This window comes from Pedobacter sp. BMA (assembly GCF_001027745.1).
Taxonomy (GTDB): Bacteria; Bacteroidota; Bacteroidia; order Sphingobacteriales; family Sphingobacteriaceae; genus Pedobacter.
In genome coordinates, this window is record NZ_LECU01000008.1 from 69,459 (window position 1) to 96,244 (window position 26,786).

At 41.7% G+C, this 26,786-nt stretch carries 25 protein-coding genes; 10 read left to right on the plus strand and 15 right to left on the minus strand.

Annotation, left to right across the window (positions count from 1 at the left end; translation table 11 throughout):
• The 10 genes from AB669_RS18485 to AB669_RS18530 form a co-directional block, all read right to left on the minus strand.
• Positions 1–774: a DUF3108 domain-containing protein gene (locus tag AB669_RS18485; RefSeq protein ID WP_047800845.1), complete on the minus strand. Its 774-nt coding sequence runs from the start codon at positions 772–774 to the stop codon at positions 1–3.
• Between the two features lie 69 nt (positions 775–843).
• Positions 844–1,359, minus strand: coding sequence for a DUF2480 family protein (locus AB669_RS18490; RefSeq protein WP_047800846.1), 516 nt, complete (start codon positions 1,357–1,359; stop codon positions 844–846).
• A gap of 66 nt (positions 1,360–1,425) precedes the next feature.
• Complete coding sequence (locus tag AB669_RS18495; RefSeq protein WP_047800847.1) at positions 1,426–3,513, minus strand: SurA N-terminal domain-containing protein; 2,088 nt, start codon at positions 3,511–3,513, stop codon at positions 1,426–1,428.
• A gap of 134 nt (positions 3,514–3,647) precedes the next feature.
• The gene (locus tag AB669_RS18500) at positions 3,648–4,223 is read right to left on the minus strand and encodes a hypothetical protein (protein WP_047800848.1); all 576 of its coding nucleotides are present in this window, start codon (positions 4,221–4,223) and stop codon (positions 3,648–3,650) included.
• Positions 4,223–5,539 (minus strand): membrane protein, encoded by a 1,317-nt coding sequence (locus AB669_RS18505; RefSeq protein ID WP_047800849.1) that lies wholly within the window; start codon positions 5,537–5,539, stop codon positions 4,223–4,225. The genes AB669_RS18500 and AB669_RS18505 overlap by 1 nt, the downstream gene beginning before the upstream one ends.
• Complete coding sequence (locus tag AB669_RS18510) at positions 5,520–6,254, minus strand: type III pantothenate kinase (protein WP_047800850.1); 735 nt, start codon at positions 6,252–6,254, stop codon at positions 5,520–5,522. The genes AB669_RS18505 and AB669_RS18510 overlap by 20 nt, the downstream gene beginning before the upstream one ends.
• Positions 6,255–6,379: 125 nt before the next feature.
• The gene (locus AB669_RS18515; protein ID WP_231582715.1) at positions 6,380–7,294 is read right to left on the minus strand and encodes a DUF6427 family protein; all 915 of its coding nucleotides are present in this window, start codon (positions 7,292–7,294) and stop codon (positions 6,380–6,382) included.
• A 122-nt stretch (positions 7,295–7,416) separates the two neighbouring features.
• Positions 7,417–8,415 (minus strand): glycosyltransferase family protein, encoded by a 999-nt coding sequence (locus AB669_RS18520; protein ID WP_047800852.1) that lies wholly within the window; start codon positions 8,413–8,415, stop codon positions 7,417–7,419.
• 21 nt (positions 8,416–8,436) lie between these two features.
• The gene (locus tag AB669_RS18525) at positions 8,437–9,291 is read right to left on the minus strand and encodes a UDP-2,3-diacylglucosamine diphosphatase (protein ID WP_047800853.1); all 855 of its coding nucleotides are present in this window, start codon (positions 9,289–9,291) and stop codon (positions 8,437–8,439) included.
• Between the two features lie 462 nt (positions 9,292–9,753).
• Positions 9,754–12,243, minus strand: coding sequence for a YfhO family protein (locus AB669_RS18530; RefSeq protein WP_047800854.1), 2,490 nt, complete (start codon positions 12,241–12,243; stop codon positions 9,754–9,756).
• A 130-nt stretch (positions 12,244–12,373) separates the two neighbouring features.
• On the opposite strand from AB669_RS18530, the gene AB669_RS18535 reads away from it, so the two are divergent.
• A complete protein-coding gene (locus AB669_RS18535; protein WP_047800855.1) occupies positions 12,374–13,459 on the plus strand; it encodes an alginate lyase family protein in 1,086 nt (361 codons plus the stop codon).
• A gap of 100 nt (positions 13,460–13,559) precedes the next feature.
• Entirely contained in the window at positions 13,560–14,066 is a 507-nt protein-coding gene (locus tag AB669_RS18540) for a GbsR/MarR family transcriptional regulator (RefSeq protein ID WP_047800856.1), read from the plus strand.
• A gap of 43 nt (positions 14,067–14,109) precedes the next feature.
• On the opposite strand, the gene AB669_RS18545 is transcribed toward AB669_RS18540, so the two are convergent.
• The 5 genes from AB669_RS18545 to AB669_RS18565 form a co-directional block, all read right to left on the minus strand.
• On the minus strand, positions 14,110–14,358 hold the full coding sequence (locus AB669_RS18545; protein ID WP_047800857.1) for a DUF4834 family protein: 249 nt from the start codon (positions 14,356–14,358) through the stop codon (positions 14,110–14,112).
• 128 nt (positions 14,359–14,486) lie between these two features.
• A complete protein-coding gene (locus AB669_RS18550) occupies positions 14,487–14,684 on the minus strand; it encodes a YwbE family protein (protein WP_047800858.1) in 198 nt (65 codons plus the stop codon).
• 83 nt (positions 14,685–14,767) lie between these two features.
• Positions 14,768–16,810, minus strand: coding sequence for an excinuclease ABC subunit UvrB (gene uvrB / locus AB669_RS18555; RefSeq protein WP_047800859.1), 2,043 nt, complete (start codon positions 16,808–16,810; stop codon positions 14,768–14,770).
• 249 nt (positions 16,811–17,059) lie between these two features.
• Positions 17,060–19,435: a M1 family metallopeptidase gene (locus AB669_RS18560; RefSeq protein WP_047800860.1), complete on the minus strand. Its 2,376-nt coding sequence runs from the start codon at positions 19,433–19,435 to the stop codon at positions 17,060–17,062.
• Positions 19,436–19,449: 14 nt separating this feature from the next.
• Positions 19,450–20,028, minus strand: a complete 579-nt coding sequence (locus AB669_RS18565) for a HupE/UreJ family protein (RefSeq protein ID WP_047800945.1) — start codon at positions 20,026–20,028, stop codon at positions 19,450–19,452.
• A 105-nt stretch (positions 20,029–20,133) separates the two neighbouring features.
• Between AB669_RS18565 and AB669_RS18570 the strand changes: the two genes are divergently transcribed.
• From AB669_RS18570 to AB669_RS18610, 8 genes are all read left to right on the plus strand, one after another.
• Positions 20,134–20,640, plus strand: a complete 507-nt coding sequence (locus tag AB669_RS18570) for a DUF6702 family protein (RefSeq protein ID WP_197082439.1) — start codon at positions 20,134–20,136, stop codon at positions 20,638–20,640.
• 131 nt (positions 20,641–20,771) lie between these two features.
• The gene (locus AB669_RS18575) at positions 20,772–22,040 is read left to right on the plus strand and encodes a hypothetical protein (protein WP_047800862.1); all 1,269 of its coding nucleotides are present in this window, start codon (positions 20,772–20,774) and stop codon (positions 22,038–22,040) included.
• 69 nt (positions 22,041–22,109) lie between these two features.
• The gene (upp, locus tag AB669_RS18580) at positions 22,110–22,757 is read left to right on the plus strand and encodes a uracil phosphoribosyltransferase (RefSeq protein WP_047800863.1); all 648 of its coding nucleotides are present in this window, start codon (positions 22,110–22,112) and stop codon (positions 22,755–22,757) included.
• Positions 22,758–22,813: 56 nt separating this feature from the next.
• Positions 22,814–23,512 carry a YjjG family noncanonical pyrimidine nucleotidase gene (locus AB669_RS18585; protein WP_047800864.1) on the plus strand — a complete coding sequence of 233 codons (699 nt, stop codon included), beginning with the start codon at positions 22,814–22,816 and terminating at the stop codon, positions 23,510–23,512.
• A 21-nt stretch (positions 23,513–23,533) separates the two neighbouring features.
• Positions 23,534–24,052 (plus strand): DinB family protein, encoded by a 519-nt coding sequence (locus AB669_RS18590; RefSeq protein WP_047800865.1) that lies wholly within the window; start codon positions 23,534–23,536, stop codon positions 24,050–24,052.
• A gap of 41 nt (positions 24,053–24,093) precedes the next feature.
• Positions 24,094–24,780 carry a hypothetical protein gene (locus tag AB669_RS21650; RefSeq protein WP_053058476.1) on the plus strand — a complete coding sequence of 229 codons (687 nt, stop codon included), beginning with the start codon at positions 24,094–24,096 and terminating at the stop codon, positions 24,778–24,780.
• Positions 24,781–24,810: 30 nt separating this feature from the next.
• A complete protein-coding gene (locus AB669_RS18605; protein ID WP_047800866.1) occupies positions 24,811–26,136 on the plus strand; it encodes a flippase in 1,326 nt (441 codons plus the stop codon).
• Entirely contained in the window at positions 26,133–26,780 is a 648-nt protein-coding gene (locus tag AB669_RS18610; RefSeq protein WP_047800867.1) for an FkbM family methyltransferase, read from the plus strand. Before AB669_RS18605 ends, AB669_RS18610 begins: the two co-directional genes overlap by 4 nt.
• Positions 26,781–26,786 lie beyond the last annotated feature (6 nt).

The window sequence follows — 26,786 nt, forward strand, 5'->3', positions numbered from 1 at the left end:
TTATTCTTTTGCTAAAGCATATTTAAGCCCATCGGCCGATTTCAACTCCATTGTAACCGCACCCACCAGGATTTCGACCTGCGCTTTTACCGGCACACGGTTCCCATCATCGGTGACCCAAAGATACAAACGACTATCCTTTTTAAAAATACGTCCAGGCTTAATAGATGGACTAAATTTTAAACACCTGATGTTTCCCAGCTTACTTTTAACGGTTTCTTTACCAGCATATTCCACTTCGAGCGCGGAGATTTCATCCTGCAGGAAATAGTTCAGCTTAAACTTGTCGCCTACTTTGAGCTTGCTGATGTCCAGACTGCGGGCAAAATAATAGGCCGATACCAGATCAAAGGTCTGCGTGGTTGGGGTGGTAAAGGTGCCCCGGTTGGAGACTACCTTTTTGCCGTCCTGATTAAAGCGTGCCTTATCCTGGCGTTTATAGCTGGCTTCACGGATGTTCTCCTGGTAAAAGTAGGGCAACAAATCGGTTCTATCGATATAGGAATCGTAATGGTCCCTGATTTTATAAAAGACATCAAAGGTACCGGAGGTTTCGGCATCTACCGTGAGTTTATAGGTAGGCCTGCCGTCGAACTTCAGATCGGAGTTGGTCACTTTCAGCGTACCCTCGGCCGCGGTGATGAAGCCGTAGCGGAGTTTGTACTTGAGTACCTCCCCTTCCTGAAATACAGGTTCCTTTTTGATGGGGAGCTCCTGCGCCAGACTCGTCAGGCTAAGAAGCACCCCGGTGAAGATGAATAGTATTGGTTTCATTTGCGTGTGTGTTTGCATGAAGATATGCAAAAAGTAAACCAAATTCCAAACAGCATGAACAAACTCAGGCTAATCCTTCCTTTTGAAGACCGGCACCGTAGAGCATGGCTCCCCGAACATGATGCTCTTTACGACTGGTGTAAGCAGATTGGTGATCTCTACATAAGCAGATACAGGTACATCGATATCGCCACAACCTTTTACCACTACCCTCTCGTTGGCATAGGCCTGAGGATCGATTTTAGATAAGGCTTTGGTGGCCAGAACAGCTTCGAGGGTATCAAGCGTGCCGAATACCACTTCATGGGCATAAGGCTTCATTTTATTGGCCAGCAGCATATAGGCCCAGGTAGGTACGATAGCATCGGCTGAGCAGAAGATGGCAACATTTTTATCCTGGTACTGGCTCCAGTCGTGGGTTTTGATGAACTCGCGGAAATCCTTTTCGCGCAGCATTAAACCATGGAAAAGATTATCCTTGATATCGTACAGTACACGCTCGCCTTTGTGATAAAAGTCTTCGAGGTTTAAGGTGATTAAACCACTGTTAGCTACTTTGTTGATGATGTTTTCCTGAATGTCCATGGCCTGTAAATAAAAAAAACCGTTCCGAAGATCCTCGGAACGGTTACAAAATTACGTATTTTCTGTTTAATAGAATTTCACACGATTGTCTTTTATCTTGGCATTATCCTGTAAAGCCTGGAAAGCTGCGCCCAATGAACGCTGACCTAAGCTTAACAACATCCCTTCTTTTTGTTTGTACATGTTGGCAATTGGTGCAGGATTAGTAAATCCATCTACCGAGAACACATATACACCACGCTCGCCTTGTACCGGTGCAGATACTTTGCCTGGCTGAGAACCGAATACGCTACCTACCAATGCATTTTCTTGTGCCACACCTGGAATTACCGGGTTAGCAAATACAATGTTCGATACCGGACTTACCTGACGCGCAACTTTCGCTGCAATCTGATCTAAGTTTCCTTTTCCGGCAGCAGCTAATTTCTCTTTTAAAGTTTTAGCTTTTACATTGTTGAGCACCATCGGTTTGATATCGTTTTTCACATCAGCCAATGATAAAGTGCCTTTCGGACTCACACCTGTTAAGTGCGCCACTACATAAGAATCGCTCATGCTGTAGATTTCAGGCAATACTTCACCTTTATCTGCTGCATATGCATCCTGGATTAATTTACGTGGGTTATCTAAACCTGCAGCGAAACCCTGAGTAGCGGTAACGCGGTCGGCCAAAGCCACTTTTAATTTCTTGCTAGCTGCTACTTTAGCAAAATCACTTCCTTTAACATCGTTTAAGAAGTTACTTGCTGCTTTATAAGCGGCATCTTTGGTTTTGCTGCTTGCAGTAAGTGCTTTCTCAACGTAAGCCAGCTTAGCTACTTTAGAAGAACCAATTTGTTTTTCGATTTTAAGGATGTGTACACCAAACTGAGATTTTACCACTTTAACATCGCCAACCTGGCCATCAAAAGCAGCATTCTCAAATTCAGGAACCATAGCGCCACGGGCAAAAGTACCCAGCTCACCACCTTTATCTTTAGAACCATCTACACTGTATTGTTTTGCCAGTTCAGCAAAGTTACCGCCTTTAGCGATTAAGCCTTTTAATGAATCAGCCAGTTTGATGGCTTTATCTTCGCCGCCTAATTTAGCTGCATCTAATAAAATATGGCTCGCTTTAACCGAATCAGGAGAGAAACGGGTTTGAACCACTTTAACAATTTTATAAGAGTTACCTGATAATTTCGGACCGTAGAAACTGCCTGCAGGTAAATTGAATACTGCTGAATCTAATGCCGGATCGCCCAGTTTACCTTTTGAAAGGTAAGTGAAAGGAACCTTAACATCAGAGTTGATGGCTGCGAACAGTGAATCGTTTTTAGCTACCTGGAAATCTGCAGCCAATTTATCTACCTGTGCTTTTGCAGCCAGTGAATCTTCTTTGGTTGGGTTGATGCTGAAAGCAACATATTCAAAAGCGCGTGTTTCAGTTGGATTATTGAAACGTGCTTTGTTCTGATCGTAATACTCACTGTAATCTGCATCTGTTAGTTTTACAGAAGCATCAGGAATAGAAGTATAATCAAGGCTTACATATTTGAAGTTAGCCAGTTTGTTGCGGTTGTTGTACTCATCGGTAGCTTCTAATGAAGTTACATACACAGAGTTTTTAATCAGGTTGCTGTATTTGGTTTGCAAAGCCTGGTTGGTTACCTCTTGTTGTAACATATTCGATTGCTGTATCGCTTGTGCTTCTTTTGATTTTAAGAAGTTCATCAGCGTAACGCGATCAATCTGTCCGGTTTGAGGGTTAGAGAAATATTGTTTGATTAAAGGGCTTGGGTTTGAACCTTGCAATAAATCAAGTAATTCATCTTCAGAAACAGTTAATCCTAAACGCTCGTATTCTTTTGTTAACAATACTTTACCCAATTCAGCATTCCAGGCCTGATCTACAGCCATAGCAGTCATTTGTGCATTCGCACTACCGCCATACTGTTGTTTCATCTGGTTAACACCCTGATCTACTTTCGGTCCGAAGTCATCGATACTGATATCGTTGCCATCGATAGACCCCACAACTTTCTGATTTGCCGACCAGAAAGGCTTACCTACGTTAATTGCATCGCCTACTAAAAATGCAACAATTGCAAAACCTATCGCAAAGACCAGGATATAGCCTGCACGGTTACGCAAAAATGTCATTAATCCCATATTGTACTGTATAAATTTATTTAGTTTTTTTAAGAGGGCGCAAGATACAAATTTGCCTTAAAAAAGAAAATACAAAATTTTATTTATCAAGAGCTTAGTTTTCAGGAGTATCAGGTATCAGAACTGGATTCGGACTAAGGCGCCACGCCTTCTTTCATGTTCAGCTCCCCGCTACCTGTTTCCATTTCATAGGTACTAAAATCCTGGGGCGCTTTGAAGTTGATGCCGTTACCGACATTCCCATCAACGCCCTTTACAAATACCCTTTGATTGGAATAAAAGATTTTTTTCTGCTCGTCCCAGATGAGTTCTTCTGAAGAGAAGGTATCGCCTTTGGCGCTCTTCACCACTACGTTTTTACGGAATTCGGTTTTGAGTTCCTGATCTTTACGGATGGCGTAGTCGCATACGAGGTTACCATCAATCTGGCCGTTCTCGTTATAGAAGTCGATCTTTACGCCTTTGGGCATTTCCTGGTAAATCGCTGCGTTGGCCGGAGTTACCTTATCAAGTACGGGTGCGTAGCCCTGCGCTTTTACCCTTGCCGAATCACTGTAAATGATATCAACACCCAGGGTCCTGTCGCGCGCAACATTAACTTTTTTGGAAGAAGCAACAGCATCGGCTTTTTTTAAATCATCATCTCCACACGATGCCAGAAATAAAGGCAGGGCAAAGATTAAACCATATAAAAAAGCCTTTCTGATCATTAATCTACCCTGTATCTGCGGAACCAGGTATCGTTAAGTGTAAAACCTAAATGGAAATTGATGTATTGTTCTTTAACCAGGTTATTGTTTAAAGTACCGCGTTGACCAACTTCTGTAGTGAAGTTGATTTTATAAAAAGCAGTACCCCCGTTTGCTGATGGCAATGGGAAACCAAAACCCAATGAAGCACCCATTTGCTTAATATCCTGATTGTTGATTTGAATATATGTTTTATCGTAAGAAACCCCTAAACGGTAATCTACCCTTTTCATGTAGTTGTTGTATGAATAGGCATCAGGCGTAAATTGTCCACCTAGAGATGCACCCCAGCTGTTTTGTAAGCCTTGGTTTGTACCATTAATAGAAGTGGCTGACCATTTGCTCATTCTGAAATCGGCACCCACCATCCATTTATCATTTTGCTGAATGGAAATACCAAAGTTATGTGTTAATGGTAAAGTGATGTTTGATGATCCTTTATCCACGCTGCTCAGGGTATCAATTGCCGTTTGCTCGTTTCCGCTCGCATCTCTCAGGTAACGGGTAGCATAGAAATTCTGGGTGGTATTGATTTTACCTTTGTAGCTTCCTGAATAACCTAAAGTAACGAGGGTCTTTTTACCTACATTGAAATCGTATTGAAGTCCGTATGAATAGTTGATACCGCCCACGCTGTTTTTATTTTGCAATTTAGCATATACGGAAGTGGCATCGTAAGGGTATTCTGTAGCCCTGGTGGTTTGCAGGTTACCGAAGATATACTCGATGTTTGCACCGATCCTGAAGTGATCGCCAATGCGGTGACCGTAACCGAAGTAAGCTTTAGATAAACCACCTTCGCCTTCGTAAATCTGATCTACAGTGGAAGTATCAACCTTGGTTCTGTTGCGGTAAGAGTAACCCAGATCAGAGTATGGCAGGATACCAAAACTGATGGCCGAGTGCCTGCTTACCGGTGTAGCAAATGCCAGGTGACTAAATGTAGAGTTAAAGCTGTTCTCACTCAGACTGCCTTTTTGCAAGTTAGTAAGACTGGCATTCATACCGATATCGATGGTGGTTAAGGTAATGCCCGCATAGGATGACGGGTTTTGCATATTGATGTAGTTAAAACCACTTACCTTATTTACTGCAGTAGAAATTCCGCCCATTGCCCTTAACTGGGGAAGCAATGAACCTTTGATATTTCCTAATCCATATCTTGAATATGGTGATGATGTGGTAACCTGTGCATGAGCACCTAAACCACAAACTAAAACGAGTATGGCTGCAATATAATTTATTCTTCTGTACATTTTAATCTGCAATAGCTTCATTTAATCCTTTTAATACTAAGTAGGGATCATTAATAATTTGCGGGGCAAAGATGCTGTTTTGTAATTGCTTATACAAAAATTTAGCGTCGCCACCTGTTAAAATCACCTTTAAAGTACTTTCTTTTCTATTATTTAGGGCGATAAAGCCTTCAATTTCATTTATTACCCCTTGCAATACCCCGTTTTTCATGGCCGAAGCGGTATCTGTTCCGGCCTCAATCTGGTCTCTTTCACTCCACTCTACCAAAGGCAGCCTGCCGGTAAATTCGTGCATGGCTTTAAAGCGCATGGCAATACCGGGACTAATGCTCCCCCCGAAGTAGGCTTTACTGCTGCCCAGCAAATCGTAGGTAATGCAGGTTCCGGCATCGACAACTAAACTTGCCGAATTGGGATACAAGCTATGGGCCGCTAAAACAGCTGCCCACCTGTCTAATCCCAGTGTGGCCGGTGTAAGGTATTTATTCTCTACGCCGTTGGTAAGCTGTGTTGAAAACCGCGTGTAAAGTGTGTGTTTTTTTAAATACTCTTCCAGGGGTTTAATGTCCTGATTCACACTGCTAATGATTGATTTTTGAGGAGAGAACTTCTCGATTAGTTGTGCCAGATCAAGAATACCCAGTTTAGTTAAACGTTGATGGTGTACCACTTCGCGATGCTTAAAAATGGCAACCTTCGCTGATGAATTCCCAATATCGATGCTTAATTTATGCACTTAATATCCCTGTCTGCTAATTATTAAATCATTAGAAATTTAGAAAAAACACAGCATAACCAAACTTCATGGCACAAAGCTATCAATCTTCTTCAAGTTTCGTCCTGGTTTTTTGTTAAAAAAGGTTAAACAAAAAGAAAGTACTGCACCGAAAGCACGAACAACAGGAACAGCGTTTCGTAAAACCAGCGCTTTTTGGCATTAGAAAAATAATAGGCTAACAGCACTGCGCCCGGTGGTACGCACAGTAAAAAATGCCAGGTCCGGAAATCAGGCTTGAGGTAGAAACTGGCTGCCGCCACGATGAACATGAAGAACAGGAGCTGGAAGGCTTTCCGGGTACTGATAAAACTGCGGAAGAAGTTTTCGCGAAGCTGTAATGATGCCAGAATGATGATGATGGCCACAGGGATCAGCACCAGATAATCGTTATAATTGATTTTGAAAACGGATGGAAATTTATTGCCCAGTGGTTTCCAGATCTGATAAAACAGGCTTAGGTTATCATTCCAGTAGTAAAAAACGGCCAGAAAGAAAAAGACGGTCAGAAAACCGGTCACGCCGGCAACCCACTCGCGCCAGCTGAACGCCCGGAACAGCAGCAATGCCAGAAAAATCATCACCATCATGACCATGAAAGGGAAATAAACCAGCGTGCCCAAGCCGATGATCATTCCGATATCAAATACCGTAGTGATGGAATTAGCACTCTTCCCCAGTTTCAGGAATTTATCAATGATCCAGATGAGCAGAAAATTGCTCACCAGTGCCGGGCTCAAAATCATAAAGGGCATGAAGAGACTGGTTCCGGTAACAAACATTAGCGCCGGCAGAAAGCTGGGCTTTGCCAGTAAGTTGTGGTTGTTTACGACATAATTGAAAATTAATGCCTGAATAAAAACCAGCATAGACGCAATGGCAATGTTGGTAGATGGGGTAAAGGCGTTGTCGAGGTTGATATTGATAAGCAGCCGGGCAAAGGGCTCCAGAAAGTCAAAATTCAGCTGTGGCGGCACCTCATAAAAAATGGCTATTCGCATAAAAATTGTATATGCAAACAGCAGCAATATGTTAATGGGGTTGAGCTTTCTAAACTGATTGATCATGCTTTTTTAAAGAGGAAGCAAAGTAAAGATAAAAAGCTGAAAGTGACAAGTAAGTATCACTTCTCACCTTTTCTCGCATACTTCTTCACCATGTCATCAATAATCTTCGCGGTTTCATCCGGGAAATCGAATTCATGTTTTTGAGGTTGCGCTACCCAGTTTTTCACAATCGGCAACCAGTTTCGGGTACTTCCCCAGATCACCGGGAGGCCAAACTGCTTCAATGCATAGGCATTGCATTGCTGCTCAAACTGGAAACGCATTGGCGCGACCAGTAACTTTTTCTTCAGATACAGGGCTTCAGACGGGCCTTCAAAACCGCCACCGGTAAACAAACCTTCGCAGGTGGCGAGGCTGGTATTGAACTTTTCGTTATTCACGGGCTCTACCAGTACGTTTCCATGCTGATAGGCGACTTTGGTATGCTTGGAAAATACCTGCCATTGCACCTCAGGAAGCTGGATAAATAATTTAACGAGTCTTTTATCATCAATAGCCGGCAGATATACGGTATAATGCCCCAGGTTTTTATTCTCCAACGCCCTGATTTCGGAGCGAATAACCGGCGTATGGATAAAGGTATCGTAGCGATCGAAATGAAAGCCGATATGGTATTTAGTAGGTGCATATCTGCTCAGGATCAGTTTACCCCAGTCCAATGAACGCGGGCGGGGAACCTTCTTCGATTTAAAAGCGGCCTGGTGACTCAGCGATACGCAATCGATCCCCTGCAACTTACAGGCCCAGGCACTAACGGGTTCGAAATCGTTAACAATCAGGTCGTACTCCTTAAGCGGAAGCTGTTTCATGTCTTTCCTGAAGCGGAAAAGGTTCATGTTCAGCCAGGTTTTAAAATGATCTACCCCACCTTTTTTACCAAAAATAAAGCTGAAACCATGAAGCTGGTATTTGATCGGCTGACTCAATTTCACATCGGCCTGGGTGCCACTTACCAGGATGTCAAGTTCACCATACTGCTGAAGTAATGGAATAATTTCCCGTGCGCGGCTCACATGCCCGTTGCCTGTACCCTGAATTGCGTAAAGTATTTTCATTTGATGCTCCAATATCTAAATTTATTGGGCAATTTCATATTTTATATTCTGTAAAAGAATATTTATATCCAGTTTACTTTTTAAATCATCGGCATCAGACAGGATTCCCTCTTCTGTTTCATCTCTAATAAAATCCGCATGATTGTATTTAAAAACCGTCCATTGCTTTTCATGATACTCCAGTGCCGTTAAACTTTCTACCCAGTCGCCGCTGTTAAGATAGGTTACTTTTCCCTCATCGGTAGAAATCTCACGCATTTCGGCCTGGTGGATATGTCCGCAAACCACGTAATCGTAGCCTTTTTCGATGGCCAGTTCGGCTGCTGTTTGTTCAAAGCTATTGATAAACTTAACCGCATCTTTAAACTTAGCCTTGATCTTTTTTGAAAAACTCATCTTCTCGCGGCCGGCTTTGGTGAGTACCCAATTGACCACACTGTTGAGCAGAATCAGGGTATCATAGCCTACCGCTCCCATTTTAGCCAGCCATTTAGAATGCTGCATGGTCACGTCGAACACGTCGCCATGGAAAAACCACCCCTTTTTGCCATCCAGGTTGAGGATCAGTTTATTTTGCAGGTAGAAACCGCCCATTTCCATGCCATCGAATTTGCGCAGCATTTCATCATGGTTACCTGTCAAATAATGTACCTGCACACCTTCTGAAACAAATTTCATCAGCTTGCGGATCACTTTCATGTGCGACTCCGGCCAGTAGCTTTTGCTAAACTGCCAGATATCGATAATATCACCGTTGAGGATTAATGTTTTGGGCTTAATGCTTTTGAGATACTTTAGCAATTCTTTGGCGTGGCAACCATAGGTGCCCAGATGCACATCGGAAATTACGACTACATCAACATTTCTTTTACTCATAACCGGGATTTTTTAGGGGCAAAGATTTTGATACCGCTTGCAACAAGCAGTTTAATTTAAAACGGGGATGTTTACCACTCTTCTTCCTCATCAAGTTTTACCTCAAAAGGACTGAAGAAATAAAGGATAACAATCAATAAACAAATGGCGAAAAAGGATTCCAGCATAACATCTGATTTAACAATACAAAAGTAAGACATTGAATATCAAACAAATGTTACGGGACTGTTAAATTTTTAGCAGGAAAGTTAAAGGGGTTGGAAAGTGCAATGGAGAAGGGAGACAGCGGCGAGCGGAGGGATAACCATCCAGGAGCAGAAAGATTACAGGTGGAAAGCCGGGCAAACGGAACTTTAACGCACAACAATAAAGGTTAATGAAACAAAAAATCCTGAGCTGAGGTGTCGAATATGCCACTTCTGCTCAGGACTCCGTATGAAAATAAGGATTTAAGGCCAAAAATTAGGCTGCCTTTTTCTTCTTTTTGTTTTCTGAATAAAATCCGAAACCTAAACCGGCAAGCAATAAGATTGATCCGGCAAGCGAGATTTTTTCTCCTGCATAGTATGAAGTTGGATGGAAAATAAATTCCAGTTTATGGTTACCACCTTCCAGTTGAGCGGCACGTAAAACGTAGTCGGCCCTGAAATATGGCTTCTCCTTATCATCGATATACATTTTCCAGCCTTTGTTGTAATAGATCTCTGAGAACACAGCGATCACATCTTTTGCTGATGAATACTCATAGGTTAAATGATCTGGGGTGTAGGTGGTCAACTTGATAAAACCTTCCACACCTGTACCCAAACGTTTGGTATCGATTAAGCTTTTATAACTTTCATCTACAATAGCTTCTTTTTTGGCGTCGAAACTGCTGATGGCTTTCATTTCCTCATCAGAATTCTTCGCAAACTGCACACTTTGTACAAACCAGGCATTACCCGCAGCCGTTTGGTTACGCTGCATTTTGTAAGAACCATTCTGAGGATCCTGAGTAATGATGTATTTGGTATTCAACATATCCAGTACATCCTGATTGATGCTTTTGGTCAACTGATTATCCACCAGTTCCTGAAAACGTTTTAAACGGGCAGAATGAAAACCACCAACTGTCTTATGGAAGTAAGAGGTTTCAGCACTTTTGAACGGATCGCCCAGTGATAAATCGAATACCCTGAAGTTAGGATCTTTATCTGCCGAGATCAGCGGATCGATATCTCTTGGCTGATAGTGGTTAGCCAGGTCCGATTTGCTTACGAAATTCTGATTGTTTAAGTAACGGCGATCTACCTGCCATAAATCTACCAGGATGAAAAATGCCAGTAGTCCGAAGGCCAGTTGCATGTTCATTTTTTTGGTGATGAATGCCCAGGTGATACCAAAGCCCAGGGCAATAAACAATAAGGTACGCAAAGCATCGGCACGCGCCAAAGCGACACGGTCGGCCACTACGCCATTTAATATTTCGATAGCAGCACCCCGGTTATTTTGTAAGGTTTGTGCCAGGGCATCTAATATCTGCGCCTGATTGGCCTGGGTAAAACTGAAAAACGCGGTGGGCAATACGGCTACGATAAGTGCAAAACCTCCGGTAATGGCGGCCGACCAGGTCAGGCGCTTAACCAGGTATTTCTGATCGTACTGACCTTCCTGTGCTTCCTTAATTGCCAGAATAGCCAATAAAGGAACGAGAAACCCTACAACGGCCAGGATTGATTCAACCGCACGGAATTTATTGTATCCGGGCAGGTAATCGAAGAAGATATCGGAGATTAACGGGAAGTTTGAACCGAAGGAAAGGAACATCAGTAAAATACTGGTTCCTAAAATCCACCATTTCCAGCGGTGCTTTACAATGAATAATCCGAATACAAAGAGCATACAGATAATGGCACCGAAGTAGTATGGACCAGACGTACCGGGTTTGTTTCCCCAGTACTGGTTGGTACCGAAGTTTTGCGCCACATAACCAATGGCCTGACGAGGATCTACTCCCTGAAGGTTTTTCTCAACCGCTTTATAGGTATTGCTCTCCGGCTTGATCATTTCATCGATGCTGCTGGCACCACCATAAATATCGGGAATCAGAAAAGAGAAGCTTTCGCCAACACCCTGGCTCCATTGATAAGCATAATCTTTATCTAAACCGTTCGCAGGCTCAGCTTTATCAGTGGTTAAGTTAGACTTTCCACGGATGGTTTCTTTTCCATATTCATAGGTTGTCCACAAGGTACCTGCATTTACCAGAACGGCAAGGAAAAGACCTGCAACGATATAGGCAATAGACTTACCAAATGTGGCCAGCTGTTTTGCTTTGATGGCATGGTAAAGTTCGATACAGGCCAGGATGAATAACGCGATGAACAGATAATAGGTCATCTGGATGTGGTTAGAACGGATTTCCAGTGCCATGAACAAGGCGAGTAAACTTCCGCCAACCAGATAACGGCCTCTTAATGTAAGGATAATAGCGGCCAGAATCGGCGCAAAAAAGCCGATCGCCAGTGCTTTATTGCTGTGACCTGCGGCGATAATAATGAAGTTATAGGAAGTAAATGCAAACGCAATGGCTCCTGCCGCAGCCAGCCAGGGGTTAATCCGGAGTACGCAGAACAATAAATAAGCGCCAAGGAGGTAAACTAAAACCGTTCCAACCGGATCGGGAAAAACACCTTTAATTACATCAATACCATAGGTGGTAATGTTAAGCGGATACTGCACCCAGATCTGGTATGCCGGCATCCCGCCAAACATCTGGTTTGTCCATAGCGGACCTTTTCCAGTGGCTTCCTTCACATCCATAATTTCTTTCTGCATGGCTTTGGCCTGCAAAACATCGCCCTGCTGAGGTGCCTTCCCCTGTAACACAGGACTGAAGTAGGCAAAAGTAATGACTACAAAAAACGCTATAATGGCAAGGTGGATGCCATTTCTATTGAACCAGTTATTCATTAAGGTTTGTTTAAGTTTAAACGAAGGTCAAAAATAAAAATTTGGGCGGTATAAAAAAGGAATAAATTAAATGCACGTCGAATAAATAATTAGTTTTGTATATAGTATAATCAAATTTAAGCCATTTATAATGAGAATTTTTGCTTTGATCTGCCTCTTTACGGGAATCAATTTTGTTGCTTACAGTCAGACCGTAAGTTTGAACGCAAAAGAAATTAAAAAGCTGAAAGCATGGATTAAACAAGATGCAGCAGCTAAAAATACCTATGCGCAGTTTGAGCAGGACGGGGTGAAGTACCTGAATGAAGCACCCAATCCTTTGGATACCATCAGGACTGAAGGTTTGTTAAAAGGAAATCCAAAAAAGATAAAAACATGGCTGGGGTTCAAGGATATGGATAAAATGTATACCCTTGCATTGCTCTACCGGTTAACAGGTGATCAAAAATACCTGGATAAAAGCACCTCTTTTCTGCTGTCATGGGCAAAAATAAACCGCCCGAATGGCAATCCGATTGATGATACCAATGTGGATAAGGCTGTTGAGGCTTATGACCTGATTAAAGATAATCTTGCAGTCAAAGATAGTGAGGTGATTACGAAATGGCTTGCTGAAACGGCGTGGGCAGAGGTGAACAGTGTGCGGATGAAACCAGGAAGGGCTACCGCCATCAATAACTGGAATGCCCACCGGTTAAAAGTTGTCGGGGAGATCGCTTATGCCATAGATAGCCGGGAGCTGATTCAATGGACCATTGACAACCTGAAAAGCCACATCAACATCAACTTATATGCTGATGGAACGAGCCTTGATTTTAAGGAGCGTGATGCCATGCATTATCATATCTACGACCTGCAGCCCATGCTTAAGCTTGCCATCATTATCGACCGGGCAAAGGGATCAAACTTTTATACCTACGAATCGCCTAAAGGCGCCTCAATCAAGAAATCTGTTGAATGGTTGCTTCCTTATATGGAAGGCAAAAAACAGCATGAAGAGTATGTGCATACCACGGTTCAGTTCGACCGCGACCGGGCAAAAAATAATGAGCCTGGTTTTGCAGCCGGTACTATGTTCGAGCCTAAAATGGCGCTACCCGTGGTGGAGCTATCGGTTTATTTTAATGCCAGTCAGAAAAAATTGCTGCAAGAATTGAGTAACGGCGAATCAATGCAGTCTCTGACCAATCAGATTCAGCGGGAAAGCATCAGGTAGTTTCAACAGGAGAAGATCAGGTGTTTTAAGCAGAAATATCTGAGATAGATAAACTTTCAATAATTTTTGAAAACATAAAAATTATGGGTTATCTTTAGATATGGAATTAGCAGCAGCGAAACTTAAATTTATAGAAGCCTGGGGAAAGCTGGGCTCCGAATGGGGAATCAACCGCACCATGGCACAGGTGCATGCTCTGCTGCTGATCTCTCCGGAGGCGCTTACCACTGAAGACATTATGGAAAGTTTGAGTATTTCCAGGGGCAATGCCAATATGACCCTTCGCGATTTAATTGGCTGGGGTTTGATTGAAAAGCAACACAAAGCCGGCGAGCGGAAAGAATATTTCTTTGCGGACAAAGATGTGTGGAACATCTCCCGTCAGGTGGCCAAAGAACGTAAAAAACGCGAGCTGGAGCCTGTACTGAAGATTCTCGGTGAACTATCGGCTGTGGAGGGTGATGAAAAGGATCCGAACTATACCACTTTTAAAAAGTCGATTACTGACATCAATAAACTGGCTGTGAATGTTGATAAGACCTTTGAGGCGATGCTGAAAGCAGAAGAAAGCTGGTTCTGGGGATCGGTTTTGAAGGTATTTAAGTAGCGTTAAGTATCAGGTATGGATACCTGATACTCCTATTATAAAATTATTTAACTTCTTCGTAATCTACAAAATCACCGAGTTTATCGGTTTTACCTGTTTGCTGGGGCGGCATGTAATCGATTGATATAGAACCTTCAGGCTTTGAACGTTTTTGTTGCTGTCCTTGTCCGCCGGCCTGTTGCTGGGCTTTACTGACAAGGTTACTGAAAAGCATCGGCAATATCAGTTTGATCAGCATTCTGATGATCCAAAGTACCAATATAGCGATGAATATGAATTTAATTAATCCCATTTCTTTTAATTACTGTTAATACAAATATAGACGTCGCAATTTTTATTTTGTTACTTTTTGGGCCTTTAATTGCTTTTTCATTACAAAATGTTACGTAATCGAGCTGTATTAGCTACCATTGCTGGCCTTCAATCTTCAACAATCTCAGCTACCCTCCCGATCTGTCCATCCTCGAGCCTGACTTTAATACCCCTCGAATGAAAGGCGGATGAAGTTAACAGATTTTGAACTACACCGTAAGTAATTACGCCTGACCGCTGATCTTTCTTCAATATAATTCCTACTTCGAGTCCCGGGTAAATATCTTTTCTGTTTTGACCATTCATAATGCAATGTTTTAATAATGGGCAAAGATCAGAATTTTATTTCAATGACAACAACTCCGGGTAATCCGGATGAATTTTTACACTTATTTCGCGAACTTCTCATTATACATTTTCTCCAAAGCAAACATTTCATCACGCAGCTTTGCGGCTTGTAAAAAGTCCATTCCTTTGGCTGCTTTCTGCATATCTTTCCGGGTATTGTCGATGGCTTTTTGCAGTTCGGCTTTACCCATATATTGCACAATAGGATCGGCCGCGATACTGATTTCCGCATTCTCAATATATGCCCTTGCTTTATTATCACTGGCTTTTTGTGAGAAGTCGAGTACTGAAGTTTGTTCCAGGATGGCTTCCCTCGATTTTCCGACCGTTTTAGGGGTAATGCCATGTTCCAGGTTATAGGCAATTTGCTTTTCCCTGCGGCGGTTGGTTTCGTCGATGGTTTTCTCCATACTATCTGTTATCCCGTCGGCGTACATAATTACCCTTCCCCGATCGTTACGGGCGGCTCGACCGATGGTCTGAATCAACGACTTTTCTGAGCGGAGAAACCCTTCTTTATCCGCATCGAGGATGGCCACTAATGTAACTTCAGGTAAATCCAGCCCTTCTCTAAGCAGGTTAATTCCAACTAAAACATCAAATTCGCCGAGGCGCAGTCCACGAAGGATCTCTACCCTTTCCAGCGTTTTGATTTCGGAGTGGATGTACCGGGTTTTAATATTCAAGCGGTCGAGGTATTTGGTTAATTCTTCTGCCATGCGTTTGGTGAGGGTGGTCACCAGGATACGCCCTCCATCTTTAATGGTCAGGTCGATCTCATCTAACAGATCATCAACCTGATTTATTGCCGGTCGGATTTCAATGATGGGATCTAACAAACCGGTTGGCCGGATCACCTGCTCAACCACTACACCTTCAGATTTTTCCAGTTCGTATTCCGCTGGTGTGGCACTTACATATATCGTTTGCGGTGCCAGGGCTTCGAACTCATTGAAGTTTAACGGACGGTTATCTAATGCTGCCGGTAAACGGAAGCCATATTCCACGAGTGATAACTTACGCGACCTGTCTCCGCCGTACATGGCCCTGATTTGCGGAACCGTTACGTGGCTCTCGTCAATCACCATCAGGTAATCATCAGGGAAATAATCGAGCAGGCAGAATGGGCGCATACCAGGTTGTCGGCCATCAAAAAAGCGCGAATAGTTTTCGATACCGGAACAATAACCCAGCTCTTTCATCATTTCAATATCAAAATTGGTTCGTTCTTCCAGGCGCTTCGCTTCAAGTAAATGTTTATCGCCAATCAGCTGATTCTTCCTCACTTCCAGTTCCTCCTGAATACCCCATATAGACTGGTTAAAACGATCTTTTGGAGTAACGAAGAGATTGGCCGGATAAATGGCCATGTTCTCCAGTTTTTCCAGTGTTTTTCCGGTTACCGGATCAATGGCTGAAAGTTCTTCAATATCATCACCAAAGAAAGATATCCGGTAGGCATGATCCAGGTAGGCCGGATAAATATCAACGGTATCGCCTTTGACCCTGAAGGTACCGCGTTTAAATTCGGTAGTGGTTCGGGAATATAAAATCTCAACGAGACTATGTAAAAAGGCATTTCTCGATATTCTTAGTCCCACAGCAAAACGGAAAACCATTCGGGAAAAGTCTTCCGGATTACCCATACCATATATACATGAAATAGAAGAAACCACAATGATATCCCTTCTGCCGCTCATGAGAGAAGAAGTGGTCCTTAAACGTAGTTTTTCGATTTCCTCATTGATACTTAAATCTTTCTCTATATAGGTATTGCTTGAAGCGATAAAGGCTTCAGGCTGATAGTAATCGTAATAGGATACAAAGTAATTGACCGAATTTTCGGGAAAGAAATTCTTGAACTCGCCATACAATTGTGCTGCAAGCGTTTTATTGTGACTTAAAATCAATGTAGGCTTCTGTGTTTGCTCAATTACATTGGCTACAGTAAAAGTTTTTCCTGAACCGGTAACGCCCAGCAGTGTTTGATAGTGCTCATTTGCATTAACACCATCTACCAATTGCTTTATTGCCGTAGGCTGATCACCTGTTGGTTTGTATTCTGAAGTGATTTTGAATTTCATCGTTGTATCAAATATACGATTTAAAGAACAGAAGTGATAACAGATTAAAGTCAGGATAGTTTAACACACCTGTTGCATCGTAATACAAAATCTATGTAATTTCAAAATAAAAGCTATGTAATTTCAAAATAGAGGTTATGTAATTTCAAAATAGCGATACAATTTTCCTGGCATAGATGGAAGCCATACAAATAAAAATCCCCCGCTGATTTGTCTTCAGCGAGGGATTCAAAATTTTAACTTCAGTAATTATTTGCTTCCTGCAACTTTCATCGGGTTGGCTCCAACAGACTGGCCTCTAACGGCACCACCTGTTTTGGCTTTGAAGGCCCTGAACTTGCTTTCTTTGGCTTTACCGCCCCAGGTATTGTTGGTGGTATCAATATCGGCAGTTTCACGAAGCGGATCAACCAAAATAGATTCTACCTCTTTATCTTTAACATAAAACTTTGAGGTTTTCAGTTCATTATGTCTCCAGATTTGTGCAGGAATACGATCGATTTCCTTAGTACCATCTTTGTAAGTAAACTCTACAATAACCGGCATCACTAAACCGCCCCTATTGCTAAAATTTAATTCATACAGGAATTTGTCTTTATATTTTGCCTGGTCGCTCTCTGGTACAACCTCAAAAGGCATACCCATCTCTACTTTATTCGTGATGTTCGTATCAATGCTGACCATTCCCCTGTCGTATTTGTAATAGAAATCCTGTGCGGCTGTGTTTTTGTCAACATAAAAACCGATCTTTTTATCTTCACGGTTTCTGATTTTTGAAATGTCTTCAAAAGCATTCACAGCAGGTTTATCTATTTTTACCATTCTTGATCTGGCGGCAGGAACATCTTTAGGAAAATCTGCTTTTGCAAATTTTACGCTGTCCAGGGCGATATCACAAGGCTCGGTTCCATAAAACCAGCCTCTCCAGAACCAATCTAAATCCTCACCACTGGCATCTTCCATGGTACGGAATAAATCTGCAGGTTCAGGGTGTTTGAAAGCCCATCTTCTGGCGTATTCTTTAAAAGCATAATCAAATAACTCTCTTCCCATAATAGTTTCACGAAGGATATTCAAACCAGTGGCAGGTTTTGAATAGGCATTCGGACCGAAACGTGCAATGTTTTCTGAGTTGGTCATGATCGGCTCCAGCTCGTCCTTTGGTAATTTCATGTAATCGACAATGGTATAAGCAGGGCCTTTTTTACTTGGGAATTTATTATCCCAAAGTTCTTCTGTTAAGTATTCAACAAAAGAGTTCAAACCTTCATCCATCCAGGTCCACTGGCGTTCATCACTATTTACAATCATCGGGAAAAAGTTGTGACCAACCTCATGAATAATTACCCCCAACATGCCGTTTTTGGTGCTTTCGCTATAAGTTCCGTCAGCATCGGTACGGCCATAGTTGAAACAGATCATCGGATACTCCATACCGTTGGCTGCTTCGATACTCTGCGCAACAGGATAAGGATAAGGAATAGTGAAATCAGAATACGTTTTAATGGTATGGGCTACTGCGCGGGTAGAGAACTTGCTATATAAGTTATAGGCTTCTTTACCATAGAAACTCATACACATTACGGTGTTATTGTTGGCTTGTATTTTTTGAGGCATTGCATCCCAGATGAATTTGCGGGATGATGTCCATGCGAAGTCACGAACGTTGTTGGCATTGAATACCCAGGTTTTTTTAGCTGTTGATTTTTTAGCTTCAGCAAGTTTAGCTTCGGCTAAAGTCTGTATTTCTACCGGAGCAGAAGCCGTTTTTGCGGTGTTATAACGGCTTAATTGTGTTGGAGTTAATACCGCGCTGTAGTTGATACACTCTCCTGTTGAACCAATCAGGTGATCGGCAGGAACGGTCATTTGTACTTTGAAATCACCAAAGGTTAAAGCAAACTCCCCCCTTCCGGTAAACTGATGATTTTGCCAGCCCTGAAAATCGCTGTACACACATAAACGTGGGTACCATTGTGTCATGGTGAACAAATAATTGCCATCGGCAGGGAAAAATTCATACCCCCCACGGCCGCCAACGCTCATCCTGTCGGTAATTTTATAGTTCCAGTCGATATTGAAGATGAATTTCTGACCTGTTCTTAAAGCCACAGGCAAATCTACCCTCATCATGGTTTTGTTGACGGTATATTTCAGGCTCTTACCGGTAGCATCGGTGAGTTTGGTAATGTTAATTCCGTTGCCATTATCTGTTTTGGCACTTAACTGATCCAGAGACTGGATGGTACCTGCAGCAGGCATTTTTGTTGCATCCTGATAATTGGAACTTTTGCTGGTGCTGTGTTCGTTTTCATCTAATTGCAACCAGATATAGGTTAATGGATCAGGTGAATTGTTGGTATAGGTTACCGTTTCAGATCCTGTTAATAACAGGTTTTTCTCATCCAGCTCGCACCTGATGTTATAATCGGCACGTTGCTGCCAGTACTTAACTCCTGGTGCACCACTGGCTGTACGCTGTTCATTCGGCGTTGGTAAAATGGTGCCCAGCTGCTCAAACTTATTTCCATGGTTGCTGCCTGGATTGTTTTGAATGTTCTGAGCCATAGCCATGCCACCCGAAAGGAGCATAAGACTAGTGGTGATTGTAAATAATTTATTCATTTGTTCTTAGTTAGTTAAAAAGGGATGCGCTCTAGAGCCATTTTTAGTGCGAGGGAAAATACGCCAGCCGATATAAACAATACCCAGCTCATGCGTTTAATTCTGGTATAGTTAAATATAACAAAAGTAATCAACAGAATAATCAACACGACAAAAATCTGTCCGGCTTCCAGGCCTAAGTTGAAGCCAAACAGTCCCCAACCCAAATGCTGATCTTTGGCCAGCATCATCCGGATGGAGTTTGCAAAGCCCATTCCGTGGATTAAACCGAATCCAAGTGCAAAAAAGTAATTGATCTTTACCGACTTCAAAGAAAAATTCTTTCTCAGCAAGTTACTCAGCGCAGTAATCACAATGGTACAGGGAATTAAAAATTCTACCCATTTACTTTCAAACCTGATTATATCCAGCACGCTTAACAGCAGCGTGGCAGAGTGACCTATGGTAAATGCAGTGACTAAGATTAATACCTGCTTTAGATTGGTATAGCTGTAAATGGCAACAAGCGCCAGAATAAAAAGCTGATGATCTAAAGCATCGGCACTAATAATGTGCTCCCACCCCAGTTTGAAGTAAAAAATAAAATCCTGCATCGGCATTATAAACAAATGAGCGTTTGTATTCTGCTTTTAGTTACTTTTGAAAGCTTAAAATTAGAGTTTTAATTATAAAAACATATAAAATCAAATCAAATGCACGTGTTAAACACCAAATTTGTTACCATTATTATCACTTTCCTGTTTTTCGGATTGGCTAAAAGCGACAAACACCCTTTGCATGTGAGCACTACTGAGGTAAATTTTAACGCGAAAGAGAAAAGTCTGGAAATTAGCTGCAGGGTTTTTTCTGATGATTTTGAATCTATTCTGGCGAAGAACTATAAACAGAAAACAGATTTATCTAACCCTGCTATGAAAGCTGCAATGGACGAGCTGGTGAAGAAATATATTTTAACTCACCTTTCGGTTAATGCAAACGGCAAGTCAGTAAAAATGAGTTACCTGGGTTTTGAAATGGACCACGAAGCCACCAACATTTACCTGGAAGTAGCAAAAGTATCAGCGGTAAAATCGATGGAAGTAACCAATACCATGCTTTATGATATATTCGACGACCAGATGAGTATTGTTCATTTAGTAAAAGGAAATGTGAGAAAAAGCACTAAAATCCTTTACCCGGATAAGCAGTTTTCGGCAAACTTTTGAGTGTAATTTTTGTAATAGATATCAGGTTAGCATTAAAATACTGTTAAATTTATTATTCAGATATTACATTTAGATAATATAGGCTGAAGAATATTGTTGTATCTCTTTTAAGTTACTTTGATTATTAAGTTATGCACCTGATCGTTTTTTCCAAGCTACTCACCCCAAGGATAAAATATATCTTCAATTTTATATTTAAAGATATTTTAAAGGCCGAAGTCGAATTTACAGGCAATGCACAACATTTTTTACAAAGCCAGCAGTGCAAAATAAGCTATGGAGATATGCCACTGGCGGATGAATTGTTTTTTAAAAGTACTTCGCTGCTGTTTTCTAACAGGCTGGAGGAAGTAAAGGTAAAAAGCACTGAATTTGGTGGATATAAAGCACCTTTTCCGGTTGAAGATTCAGCATTACCTTTTGATGTATTCGCGGCATCTTTCTTTCTTGTTACGAGATATGAAGAATACCTCCATCAAAAGAAAACTGAAGATGAGTTTAGGGCATCAATGAGCCTTCAAAATAAATGGAAAATTCTGGAGCGGCCGATTATAGATGAATGGGCTTTAATTGTAAAAAGTCTTCTCAAAAAGAAATACCCGGATTTTAAATTTCATGAAAAAAGCTTCTCTTCACAGACTGCACTACACTTTCACCTTACAGCGGGTATTCCGAACGGCTTTCTAAATAAAACAAAATTTGTTTTCAGCAGTCTTTTTCAAAAAGAAAACAGTTACCTCAGCGCCAGGTTTGATGAACTTACCGGAGTAAGGGTAAAAGATGAAACGGTGCTTGAACAATTGAAAACCAGCTTTGCAAAAAAAAGCGTAAAGCCGGTATTCTTTATCAGCTTTCCTCATATTCCATCAGATTATATTCATAGAGTGCCCATTTCAGAAAGTCTTGGTAAAGCACCGGTAGGATTGCTTCGCCCCTGCGCAAGTGATAAAGAAAAAACCAACGTCATTAAAAATGACCTGGCTTTACTAAAGGAAACTTTCCCTGAACAGATTATTTCGATTAGTCAGCAAATGGAACCTTTGAAATTTCCAATATGCTATTTAAACATTTTAAACCTGGGTATCGTGGTAGATTATTCCATGGGGTATCAAAATAATTCAGGTTTTAGGGCCGGTACGGCAACACCTTTCAACTGGTACGATCTGCAGCTGGAGAAAGTTACCTCACTGGTGGTTCATTCTTACTGCATTGCAGATACCCAGCTACAGTACCTGAATCCGGCGGAGGCTAAGACTGAAATCGATAGCTACATCAAAGCAGTAAAGGTTGTTAATGGGAATTTCCTTTCCTCCTGGAACTTAAAAAGCCTTTCGACTAATCCAAAGTATAGAAAGCTGAATACGATGTTCAACCTGCTATTAACCGAGACGGCGGATTAAATAGGTTTTTTAAACCATGTTCGGCCATTAATTGTTAATTTAGACAGCTCGTAACAAGCTAAAGAACAAATGACGATTTTTGACCTTAGTAAAACAAAATCTATTGCCAATACATTTATCGCTGAGCTTCGCGATGAAAACATCCAGAAGGATGCGATGCGTTTTCGTAAAAACCTGGAGCGCATTGGTGAGTTTTTCGCTTATGAGATTAGCAAATCACTGCACTATATTCAAAAAGACGTAACCACTCCGCTCGGCGTTTCGACATGTGAGGTTTTAGCTCAGCAACCTGTATTGGCAACAATTTTAAGGGCAGGCTTACCTTTACAGCAAGGGTTGCTTAATATTTTTGATCAGTCGGGCTGTTGCTTTATTTCGGCATTCCGCAAAACGGAGAAAAACGGCGACTTTATCATCCAGATGGATTATGTATCTACGCCTGACCTGGACGGGCGCATATTGATTATGGCAGATCCGATGCTGGCAACGGGCCAGAGCATGGTGATGTGTTGTAAGGAATTGATTAACCGCTACAAAATTGCAGAGCTGCACATTGTTGCTGCAATTGCCAGCACAGAGGGGGTTGCACACGTAAGGGCTAATTTACCAAAAGCAAAGTTATGGGTTGGCGCCATAGATGAGGAGATGACCAGTAAATCTTACATCGTTCCCGGGTTGGGTGATGCCGGAGATTTGGCATATGGCACAAAGGTTTAATGAATTTGTGTGGATAAAGTTGATCGATATTTGTGAATCGCCCTACCTTTGTGACTATGTATCACCATAAAAAACATATTTTCTTTGACCTGGATCATACCATCTGGGATTTTGACCGCAACGCTGAAGAGACTTTAAATGAGCTTTACCATACTTACGATTTGTGTTCTCTTGGACTGAACTCTTGTGCTGATTTTATTACTACTTATACGGAAAACAATCATCAGCTGTGGGCAGACTATCATCTGGGAAAAATTACCAAAGACTTTCTGAGATCAGAAAGATTTAGCAAAACTTTTATCCAGCTCGGTATTCAGCCAGAAAAGGTTCCGCATCAGTTCGAGAATGATTATGTTAATATCTCTCCTACAAAAACGAATCTGTTTGATGGCGCAGAAGAGGTTTTAGGCTATCTCCAGCAAAAATATACACTACACATCATTTCAAATGGGTTTAAAGAGACCACATTAACTAAAATGGATCTTTCAAATCTGAACCCATACTTCGAGCACGTGATCATATCTGAAGATGTGGGGGTGAATAAACCGAATCCGTTGATTTTTGAATACGCACTGGATAAAGCACAGGCCCGCAAATCAGAGAGCATTATGATTGGCGACAGTCTGGAAGCGGACGTTTACGGTGCGATGGGATTTGGTATGGATACCATATTTTTTAATCCCTTGAGGAAAGATAAACCAGCGGATGTGGAAAGTGAAATCTCCCATTTAAGGGAACTTTTGCAGCTATTCTAATAAATACGCTATATTTATTAAATGACAGCTGCAAAAATCCGGGCATCTTTACATCACATCGTTAAAGCGTATAAGGCAAAGCTATCTTCTTATCCTGAGGATATTTTCCAACTTACCCCGCCGATAGATGGATGGAGTTATAGTGAAGTATATTCTCATATTTTCGATTCCAGTTTGCTATCGCTAATTGCCCTCGAAAATTGCATCAAAGGGAAAGGCGAAGATAAGCCCACACATTTTGCGGTAAAAGTGATTTTGTTTTTTGGAGCTTTTCCACCTGCTCAAAAATATAAAGTGCCTAAACGGTTGATTGACCGTGTCAAAAAAATATCAAAAACTGAAGCACTGGATTTTATCTTAGAATTTGAAAAGGCACTTGAGCATGCCTATCCAAATGTAAGTAAAGCAAACAAGCATATTAAAACGCCACATCCACGCCTGGGTTATTTAAATGCTAAGCAATGGTTTCGGTTTATCGAGATCCATCTGAAACATCATCTCAAGCAGCTGAACCGTATTGAGCAAAGTTTTAAAGGTTAAAATTATTTCGCCATATTTGGTTAAATCTAAAACCTACGCTTATGAAGCAGTTTACCTACCTCCTGGCATTAGTGCTGTTTTGCAGCTGCAAGGGTGAGAAAAAAGAAACTTCACAAAGTTTAATTGCCACACCCGGCGGATTGCAAGGCCTGCAACAAGTTGCTAATCCAACGCCCCAAACTGCTACAACTAAAAGTAACCTGATTTTTAATCCCCCTCATGGCCAGCCCGGACATACCTGTGCTTTAGCTGTTGGTGCTCCGCTGAACCAAAGTGCACCTGCGCAGGCACAAGTAACTCCAAACGCTACACCGCCACCTCCTGTTGTACCAGCGACAGTGGATGCAAAAGGGAAAAAACTAAATCCCAAGCATGGTGAACCCGGCCACAGGTGTGACATTGCCGTAGGTGCACCTTTAGATTCAAGACCTGTGCAGGTTGCCCAGGCCACAACGCCACAACCGGTAGTCACTCAGGTGTCGACTATGAAAGTGGCAAAAGGCATGAACCCACCGCAAGGTCAACCCAACCACCGTTGCGATATTGCCGTGGGCGCGCCACTGAACTCGGAGCCCGTTGCTGTTAAAACGACTGCTGTTTCGCAACCCCCTGCACAGCCTGCGGCAGGTGCAGGATCTCTTGAGGCTAAAAACGGTGTAAAGTTGAATCCCAAACATGGAGAGCCAGGTCATCGCTGCGATATTGCGGTGGGCGCACCACTTACCTAATTACCGCACATTTTTTACATCTTTGCGTTAATGAAATTACCCGGTATAAAAGGTTTTGATGAGGAGGCGCTAAAAAAGTATTTCAAAAACACAGGAATGCTACTCATTGGCAAGGTTGGCAGTTTAGCTATCAAAATGCTGAGCAGCATTGCCGTAGCAAACTACTTACTTTCGTATGGAAATGGGATTTTAACAACTTCAGTTTCTTATGTATTCCTTTTCGCTGCTTTAGCCGGATTGGGACTGGATCAATTTATTGTAAAAGAACTTCATCAATACCCTGAGAAAAGAGAACAGATTTTAGGAACTGCATTTTCATTAAAGTCATTTGCCGGATTAATATGTATCCCTTTAATCTATGTAGCATGGCTGATTTATCCCCTGGAGGGAATTAAATATTCCCATATTTTCCTGTTATCATTTATGGGAATATTCCAGTCATTTACTATAATTGACTCTTACTTTCAATCGGAGGTAAAGTCGAAATACATTATGCAAGTCCAGATTATCGGGAATCTGGTATCAGCAGCGATTAAAGTTGGTTTAATCTTAATGCATTCCTCAATTACATTCTTCTTCATCGCCTATCTTTTCGACACGATTCTGTTGTCTGCAGGATACATCATCACCTACAATAGAAAAGGAAGAAGTATTTTTAACTGGAAATATGATTTTTCCCTCGCGAAAAAATTGCTTACGCTATCATGGCCACTCATTATTTCAGGAATCATGGTTTCGATTTATATGCGGGTAGACCAGATTATGTTAAAGCAGATATTGGGCGATAAGGGTATAAAGGAAGCTGGGGCATATAACACCGTTGTTATGTTTAGTGAGGCATTAAATTTCGTTCCCATTGCCATAGTATCTTCATTGTTTCCAGCTATTTTGAATGCACGCAGGGATGATAAAGTCAGGTATCAAAAAAGGCTTCAGAATTTATATGATTTAATGGTATGGTTAAGTTTAAGCTTCGCCATTTTTATTACAATAGCTTCTCCAATTATTTATAAACTTTATAAACCAGAATATATTTCTGCTGCCCCTGTTTTATCGGTTCATGTTTGGGGTTCTACTTTCGTATTTCTAGGTGTAGCAAGTGGACAATATCTTATTGCAGAGAATTTTGGGCATCTTTCATTTATCAGGACGGGATTGGGCGCAATCATTAATATAGTGCTCAACATTTTATTAATTCCTACAATGGGAATGATGGGAACAGCCATAGCCACTGTAAGCGCATACTTTGCTTCCGCATTTTTCATATTATTTATACCTAAACTTCGCCAACAGGGAATAATGATGCTAAAATCATTATTTTTGGTCACAGCATTTCAAAAAATATTCAAACGTTGAGTACCTTAAAAGCATTAACTACATTAATCGGGAAGCCAGGTAGACTAAAAGCGCTACTATCATACGGGCACAAAGGCTACCTAAACAGCATCGGCTGGTTTACCGCCTTCGATCAGAAACAGGCAGTAGACGGGCAGGGTAAAGCCTTACCCTGGGTTACCTACTCCTTTATTGATTTCATCAGGGACCGCATTAATCGGTCACATCATATCTTTGAATATGGTTCTGGAAACTCTACCATCTTCTATGCACAAAAGGCGGCTTCGGTTACTTCTGTTGAACACGACAGAAATTGGTACAATAAAGTAAAAGGCACCAGCCCTGCTAATGCCGAGATGATATTTTGTGAGCTACAACGCGACGGCGAATACGCCAGGAAAGCAACATTACTGAATAAAAAGTTCGATATCATCATTGTTGATGGTCGCGACAGGGTACGTTGCTGCCGGTATAGCTTAGCCGCTTTATCTGAAAATGGAGTAGTCATTTTAGATGATAGCGAACGTGATGTTTATGAACCGGCGAGGGTATTATTAAAGGAACAGGGTTTTAAGGAAATTAGCTTTAGCGGCATCTCCCCTGGCCTATTTTATGAAAAGGCTACATCGGTTTTTTACAAAGCCAATAACTGTTTAGACATCTAACTTCAT